This window comes from Hamadaea sp., from assembly GCF_013362815.1.
Lineage (GTDB): Bacteria > Actinomycetota > Actinomycetes > Mycobacteriales > Micromonosporaceae > Hamadaea.
In genome coordinates this window covers 1-7,189 of sequence record NZ_JABFVK010000074.1, presented here as the reverse complement: position 1 = coordinate 7,189, position 7,189 = coordinate 1, and the positions used below count along the sequence as shown (strand labels likewise).

Below are 7,189 nucleotides of genomic sequence, written 5' to 3'. Positions count from 1 at the left end.
CCTTCAGCGGGATTGGTAGTTCGGGGCTTCGACGGTCATCTGGATGTCGTGCGGGTGGCTCTCCTTGAGCCCCGCCGAGGTGATCCGCACCAGCTGACCACGCTTCTGCAGCTCGGCGACGCTGTCCGCGCCACAGTAGAACATGGCCTGGCGCAGACCGCCGACGAGCTGGTGGGCGACGGTCGCCAGCGGACCGCGATAGGGTACCTGGCCCTCGATCCCCTCGGGGATGAGCTTGTCGGTCTGGGTGACGTCGGCCTGGAAGTAGCGGTCCTTCGAATAGGACTGCGCCGCCGGTCCCCGCGCCATCATCGCGCCCAGCGACCCCATCCCCCGGTACGCCTTGAACTGCTTGCCGTTGGAGTAGACGAGGTCGCCCGGGGACTCCTCGCAGCCGGCCAGCAGACCACCGAGCATGACAGTGCTGGCCCCGGCCACGATCGCCTTCGCGATGTCGCCCGAGTACTGGATGCCGCCGTCGCCGATCACGGGAACCCCGGCCGGACGGGCGGCCCGGGCGGCCTCCATGATCGCCGTGATCTGCGGTACGCCCACCCCGGCGACGATCCGCGTGGTGCAGATCGCGCCCGGCCCGACGCCCACCTTCACGGCGTCGACGCCCGCCTCCACCAGGGACTTGGCTCCGGCGTACGTGGCGACGTTGCCGCCGACGATGTCGATGTCGGCTTCCTTCTTCAGCCGCGCGACGAGCTCGGGAACCGCGCGGTTGTGACCGTGCGCGGTGTCCACCATGATCACGTCGACGCCCGCCTCGATCAGCGCCTTCGCCCGCTTGTAGCCGTCGTCGCCGACGCCGACCGCCGCGCCGACGCGCAACCGGCCGGCGGAGTCCTTGGTCGCCAGCGGGAACTGCTCGCTCTTGGCGAAGTCCTTGACGGTGATGAGGCCTCGCAACCGGCCGGAGTCGTCGACCAGCGGGAGCTTTTCCACCTTGTGCCGCCGCAGGAGCTGCTGCGCCTCTTCCTTGGTGACCCCGACCGGGGCGGTCACCAGCGGCATCCGCGTCATGACGTCGACGACGCGGGCCGACTTGTCGGCCACCCAGCGCATGTCGCGATTCGTCACGATGCCGACCAGCACACCGGCCGCGTCGACCACCGGTACGCCGGAGATCCGGTACCGGCCGCAGAGCGCGTCGACGTCGCGGATCGTGTCCTCGGGCGAGCAGGTGACGGGGTTGGTGATCATGCCGGACTCGGAGCGCTTCACCAGGTCGACCTGGGCCGCCTGCTCCTCGACCGCAAGATTGCGGTGCAGTACGCCGAGACCGCCCTGCCGCGCGAGCGCGATCGCCATCCGGGCCTCGGTCACCGTGTCCATCGCGCTGGAGACCAGCGGGATCTGGAGGGTGATGTTTCTCGTGATCTGCGTGACCGTCGTTACCTGGCTCGGAATCAGGTCCGATTCGCCCGGCACGAGCAGCACGTCGTCGAAGGTCAATCCCAGCGGAATCTCGATTGGGCCGTCGCCGGTCAGCTCCACGTAAACCCCCTCAAGCAGCGATATCCCATCTTAGCGGTGTGTGTTTCCCGCAAGCCTGGTGGGCCGTAGTGATCCCGCGCTCGGCAGGCTCGCAATCGTGCGAGCGACTCGGCCCCGGCCGATGCCACATCACCCGCCGAATGGCATTACGGTGAAGGTGTGCACGATGAGCCGCTCGATCCCTTCCACGGCGATCCGGCCGACCCGGCCGCCAATCTCGGCGACCCGGACGGTGACGAGTTCGACGAGCTGTCGCCGGAGGAGCGGGAAGACCTCATGGAGGACCTCGGCGAGCTGGAGGTCTTCCAGGTCCTGCTGTCTCCGCGGGGCATTCGCGGGCTCGTCATCGACTGCCAGGACTGCCAGGAACCGCATTACTTCGACTGGGACTTGTTGCGCGGCAATCTTCGCCATCTCCTCGACTCCGGCCGCCCGCGCGTCCACGAGCCGGCGTACGACCCCGACCCCGATCATTACGTGAGCTGGGAGTACGCCCGCGGCTACAGCGACGCCGTCGCCGACCTCGCCGAAAACGGCTGATTGTCTCGTTGATCCCGTAACGCCCTTCGCCGCGTCGGGCGCGTACTTTCGCGCTGGATCAGGGATCCGGGCCGAATCATGAAGCAAGATTCGGCCGAGATCCCTGATCCAGCGCTCAAGGCTGACGGCAAGGCGTGAGGGGTTTACGCCTTGACCAGTCCCCGTGTGTCTGTCAGTTGACCAGTCCGGCCCGGAATCCGGCCGCCACGGCATGGGCCCGGTCGCGCGCGCCCAGCTTGCGGAACAACCGCCGGGCGTGTGTCTTGACCGTGTCCTCCGAGACGAACAGTTCGCGGCCGATCTCGGCATTGCTGCGACCGTCGGCCATTCCACGTAAGACCTGCAGTTCCCGTTCGGTGAGGGTGGTCGAACGAGTCGGACGCAGCGGCGAGGGGAGCCTTGCTTCGTCCGGGAGGTCGGTGCGCTGGGTCGGGACCATGGTCGGCAACCCCACACTGCGGGTCGCCGCGGCGGGTGCGCCGTTGGCCGGCCACCGCATGGTCCCGGGTACGCCGGGCCCGCCGTTGGTCGGCCGAGCCGCCCACGCCGGATCGGGCGGCCGGGCCGCCGGTGCGGTGGTGGCGTACCGGACGATGACGAGCAGCAGGGCTTTGGCCGCCGCGCTGACGACGTCTCCGTCGGTGCCGCCGATGAGTCCGCGCGCGCCGGCCTCGATCGCCGCCCGGGCAATCTGGGGGTCTTCGAGACCGAAGAGCACCAGGGTGGCGCGGGGCGAGACTTGAAGCGCGCGACGGGTGAAGCCGACCGTGTCCGGCCGGGTGAGTGCCGTGTCCACCAGGATGATCTCGGCGGGCTCGGTGGTGAGCTGCGTGAGCGCGTCATGCGCGGTCACTGCGGTGCGAACGGCGGGCAGGACGCCGAGCCGTTGTGCACAGGTGGCGACGCCTTGTGCCGCCTGAGCGGAGCGGACGCATACGAGGACGGTCTGCACGGTGATCCCCCTCTCCTCTATGGAGGAGACCACGAGAAACACTGATCATTACGCGGTTTCGGGGGAAAGTGTCGAAAACTCTCTCACGCGCCGCCGTGTCGGGCGACCCAGGATGACCGGGACAGATGACTCCTGACAGACGACTGTAGGAGGAGTAACGTCTTTCGTCGGCCCCCCGTGTGGGTTCGCATGTCACGGCCCAGCCATGGGTATGGCACCACTGTGCGGAAAAATCGCGACGCGGCCAGCATCGGGAGGTGACCGATGACCAACGTACGTAGGCTCCCAGGTCCCATTGCGGACATTTGGGAGTGGCAACACGAGGGTGCCTGTCGGGGAAGAGACAGCACGCAGTTCTTTCACCCGGACGGCGAACGCGGCTCCTCCCGGGGGCGCCGCGAGTCCGCGGCGAAACAGGTGTGCCGCAATTGTCCTGTTCGCGCGGAATGCGCAGCCCACGCGCTCGTCACTCATGAGTCCTACGGCGTCTGGGGCGGTTTCACCGAGACCGAGCGCCTCCGACTGCAGATGATCGGCTGGAAGGACCTCGCCGACCGGCATCACCACCGGGTCGACGTCTCCCGGCTCGAAGCCCGGCTCGCCCGGGGCATCCCGGCCCAACGACACTGACCCCCTAAGACCACAGCAGATCAGGGTTCTGGGTCGAATCATCACGCAAGATTCGACCCAGAACCCTGATCTGCTGCCCGAGGCCGCCCGAGGCCCCCCGAGCCCCCCGCCGACGCACGAGGCCGCCCGTCGAGGCGCGGGATCAGGTGATCTTCACGCGTACGGAGTGCCAGCCGGTCGCCCCGTCCGGCTCGACCGAACTGCGCTCCTCGGTCTGCGTTTCCCCGGTCACGTCGGTCGCCCGCACCGTCAGGGTGTACTCCCCCGGCTTCGCCGACCACGGCAACTGCCATTGCCGCCAGGTATCGATGGAGACCGTGTCGAGCAGCTCGGCCTCTCGCCACGTGCCCCCCTCAGTCCCGCCGCTGACCTGCACTTCGACCTTGGCGATGCCGCGATGTTGCGCCCACGCCACACCGGCGATGGTCAGCTCCCCCGCGCGTTTCGAACCGGTCGGCGTGTCGATGCGCGACTGCGTCTTGATCGGTGCCTTCGCCGACCAGCCACGGCGTACCCAATAGGCGTCGAACTCCCCGAACGTCGTCAGCTCCAGCTCGGTGATCCACTTGCACGCGCTCACGTAGCCGTACAGCCCCGGCACCACCATGCGTACGGGGAAACCGTGCTCCACCGGCAGCGGCTCGCCGTTCATCCCGACCGCCAGCATCGCGTCGCGCCCGTCGAGCAACACCTGCGTCGGCGTCCCGCAGGTCCAGCCGTCCACGGACCGCTGAACCACCTGGTCCGCGCCCGCCTTCGGGCCCGCTCGCTCCAACAAGCTCTTGATTGGTACGCCGAGCCAGCGCGCGTTGCCGATCAAGTCCCCGCCGACCTCGTTGGATACGCAGGCCAGCGTGACGTAGCGCTCGATCATCGGCATCGCCAGCAAGTCGGCGTACGTGATCGTCAGCTCGTGGTCGACCGAGCCGTGAATCCGCAACGTCCACGTGTCGGGGTCGACTTGCGGCACGATCAGCGAGGTGTCGATCCGGTAGAACTCGGAGTTCGCGGTCACGTAGCCATCGGGCAATGTGGACGGAGCCGGAGCCGGCGAGCCACCCGGCGTGGGCAGCTCGACCTGCGAACGGGCTTCGGCCACCCCACGCCGGTCCGCCAGCGCTCGCCCGGCCAGGCCGGCCACCACCGCTCCGGCCGCCGTCAGCCCGGCCAGCTTCAGAAAGGTACGCCGATCGCCGCTTTCGGACTCGGCCCGCTGCTCTGTGCGTACCAGTAGATAGAGGGTGAGCGCCGCGGCCGCGCCACCGACCACCGAGGGCAGGACCCACGTGGCCGTCGCACCCTCGCGCGTGACCGCCGCCAGCGCGCCGACCAGCGCGAACAGCGAGATGCCGGTGACGCCGAGGGCGACCGAACGGCGGGCCAGGAGTCCGATGCCCGCAGCGATCAAGGTGAGGACGACGGCCGTGCCGGTCAGCAAGGCGATCTTGTCGTTGGTCCCGAAGACCCTGATCGCGAATTGTTTGAGCCACTCGGGGACGTGGTCGATCACCCAGCCGTCCACCGCGACCAGCGGCGCGCTCCGGGGGCCGGTGAAGACCGCGACCAGCTCGGCGAGGCCGACCGCGACGAGGGCGGCCGTCACCCCGGAGAAGGCGGCGCGGGTCTTCGTCATGAGCCTATTCTGGCCCCCGCCCCCGACATCCGTCCCTTACAAAAGCCTTAACCGAGTACGCGAAAGGGCGCCGCGGCGAACCGCGACGCCCTTCGACGACGGACCGTCAGAAGCCCGGGCCGTGCTGGTGGCCGTGCCCGTGCGAGTGACCGTGGCCGTTGGCCGGGGCCTCCTCCTTGGGCTTTTCCACCACGAGCGACTCGGTGGTCAGCAGCAGCCCCGCGATGGAGGCGGCGTTGACGACCGCGTTGCGGGTGACCTTCACCGGGTCGACGATGCCGGACTTGACGAGGTCCACATAGGAACCGTTCGACGCGTCGAGGCCTTCGCCCCAGCCGCTCTCGCGGACCTTCTGCACCACGACATAGCCGTCGTGACCGGCGTTCTGGGCGATCCAGCGCAGCGGCTCGTCGAGCGCCTTGCGCACGATCGACACGCCGATGGCCTCGTCACCGGACAGGCCGATGCCGTGGTCGAGGATCGTGGCGATCTGCGTCAGTGCCGCGCCACCACCGGGGACGATGCCCTCCTCGACCGCCGCCCGGGTCGCCGAGATGGCGTCCTCGATACGGTGCTTGCGCTCCTTCAGCTCGACTTCGGTGGCCGCGCCGACCTTGATCACCGCGACGCCGCCGGCCAGCTTCGCGAGCCGTTCCTGCAGCTTCTCGCGGTCCCAGTCGGAGTCGGACGCCGCGATCTCGGCCCGGATCTGGTCGACCCGGCCCGTGACCTCGGCCGCCGAGCCATTGCCCTCGACGATCGTCGTGGTGTCCTTGTCCACCACGATCCGCCGGGCCTGACCGAGCTGCTCCAGGCCGACCGCGTCGAGCTTGTAGCCCAGCTCGGCGGCGATCAGCTCACCACCGGTGAGGATCGCCAGGTCCTGCAGCATCGCCTTGCGGCGGTCGCCGAACGCCGGAGCCTTCACCGCGCATACCTTGACGGTCTTGCGGATCGCGTTGACGACGAGGGTGGACAGCGCCTGGCCGTCCACGTCCTCGGCCACGATCAGCAGCGGGCGGTTGGCCTGGACGACCTTCTCCAGCACCGGCAGAAGCTCCTCGATGGCCGAGATCTTCTGCGTGGTGATCAGCAGGTAGGCGTCCTCCAGGACGGCCTCGCCCGCCTCCGCGTCGGTGGTGAAATGCGGCGAGATGAAGCCCTTGTCGAACTGGAGACCCTCGGTCACCTCGAGCTCGGTCTGCATCGTGGAGCCGTCCTCGACGGTGATGACACCGTCGCGGCCGACCTTCTCCATCGCCTCGGCGATCAGGTCGCCGATCGTCGCGTCCTGCGCAGAGATGGTCGCGACCTGCGCGATTTCCTGCCGGTCGTTCACCTGCACGGCCTTGCCGAGCAGTTCCTCACTGATCCGGGCGGCCGCGGCGTCGATGCCCCGCTTGAGGCCGGACGGGTTGGTGCCGGCGGTGACGTTGCGGAGACCCTCGTGGACCATGGCCTGGGCGAGGACGGTCGCGGTCGTCGTGCCGTCGCCGGCGACGTCGTTCGTCTTGGTCGCGACCTCCTTGACCAGCGCCGCACCCAGGTTCTCGTACGGGTTGGTCAGCTCGATCTCCTTGGCGATGGTCACGCCGTCATTGGTGATCGTCGGAGCCCCGAACTTCTTGTCCAGCACGACGTTGCGTCCGCGCGGGCCGAGGGTGACCTTGACCGCGTCGGCGAGCGCGTCGACTCCGTGCTCGAGCAGGTGCCGGGCGTCATCCGAGAAGCTCAGAATCTTCGCCATTCTCACTCCTTCATCGCGATGGCCCGGCTCCCCTGGTCTTCACGCAGGGTCGCCGGGCCATCGGCCGGGTCACTTCTCGATGACCGCGAGGACGTCACGGGCGGAGAGCACCAGGTACTCCTCGCCGGCGTACTTGATCTCGGTGCCGCCGTACTTCGAGTAGACGACGGTGTCGCCGACCTGC

At 68.5% G+C, this 7,189-nt stretch carries 6 protein-coding genes and 1 pseudogene; 2 read left to right on the top strand and 5 right to left on the bottom strand.

The window, feature by feature from the left end; genetic code table 11:
- Positions 1-3: 3 nt before the first annotated feature.
- Positions 4-1,503, bottom strand: a complete 1,500-nt coding sequence (gene guaB / locus HOV77_RS28795; RefSeq protein WP_290867570.1) for an IMP dehydrogenase — start codon at positions 1,501-1,503, stop codon at positions 4-6.
- Positions 1,504-1,662: 159 nt separating this feature from the next.
- Here guaB and HOV77_RS28790 point away from each other — a divergent pair, with 159 nt between their 5' ends.
- Positions 1,663-2,043 carry a DUF5319 domain-containing protein gene (locus HOV77_RS28790; RefSeq protein WP_253760041.1) on the top strand — a complete coding sequence of 127 codons (381 nt, stop codon included), beginning with the start codon at positions 1,663-1,665 and terminating at the stop codon, positions 2,041-2,043.
- A gap of 172 nt (positions 2,044-2,215) precedes the next feature.
- On the opposite strand, the gene HOV77_RS28785 is transcribed toward HOV77_RS28790, so the two are convergent.
- On the bottom strand, positions 2,216-2,995 hold the full coding sequence (locus tag HOV77_RS28785) for a response regulator transcription factor (protein ID WP_290867563.1): 780 nt from the start codon (positions 2,993-2,995) through the stop codon (positions 2,216-2,218).
- Between the two features lie 264 nt (positions 2,996-3,259).
- Between HOV77_RS28785 and HOV77_RS28780 the strand changes: the two genes are divergently transcribed.
- Positions 3,260-3,625 (top strand): WhiB family transcriptional regulator, encoded by a 366-nt coding sequence (locus tag HOV77_RS28780; RefSeq protein ID WP_290867561.1) that lies wholly within the window; start codon positions 3,260-3,262, stop codon positions 3,623-3,625.
- 142 nt (positions 3,626-3,767) lie between these two features.
- Here HOV77_RS28780 and HOV77_RS28775 read toward each other — a convergent pair whose 3' ends face one another.
- From HOV77_RS28775 to HOV77_RS28765, 3 genes and pseudogenes are all read right to left on the bottom strand, one after another.
- Complete coding sequence (locus tag HOV77_RS28775; RefSeq protein ID WP_290867558.1) at positions 3,768-5,258, bottom strand: sulfite oxidase; 1,491 nt, start codon at positions 5,256-5,258, stop codon at positions 3,768-3,770.
- Positions 5,259-5,364: 106 nt separating this feature from the next.
- Positions 5,365-7,005: a chaperonin GroEL gene (gene groL / locus HOV77_RS28770; protein ID WP_290867555.1), complete on the bottom strand. Its 1,641-nt coding sequence runs from the start codon at positions 7,003-7,005 to the stop codon at positions 5,365-5,367.
- A gap of 69 nt (positions 7,006-7,074) precedes the next feature.
- Positions 7,075-7,189 (bottom strand): annotated as a pseudogene (locus HOV77_RS28765) (co-chaperone GroES); the annotation flags it as partial.

Coding starts and splice junctions, on each gene's coding strand:
- HOV77_RS28780 (WP_290867561.1), top strand. CDS start 3,260: ATGACCAACGTACGTAGGCTCCCAGGTCCCATTGCGGACATTTGGGAG.
- HOV77_RS28775 (WP_290867558.1), bottom strand. CDS start 5,258: ATGACGAAGACCCGCGCCGCCTTCTCCGGGGTGACGGCCGCCCTCGTC.
- groL (WP_290867555.1), bottom strand. CDS start 7,005: ATGGCGAAGATTCTGAGCTTCTCGGATGACGCCCGGCACCTGCTCGAG.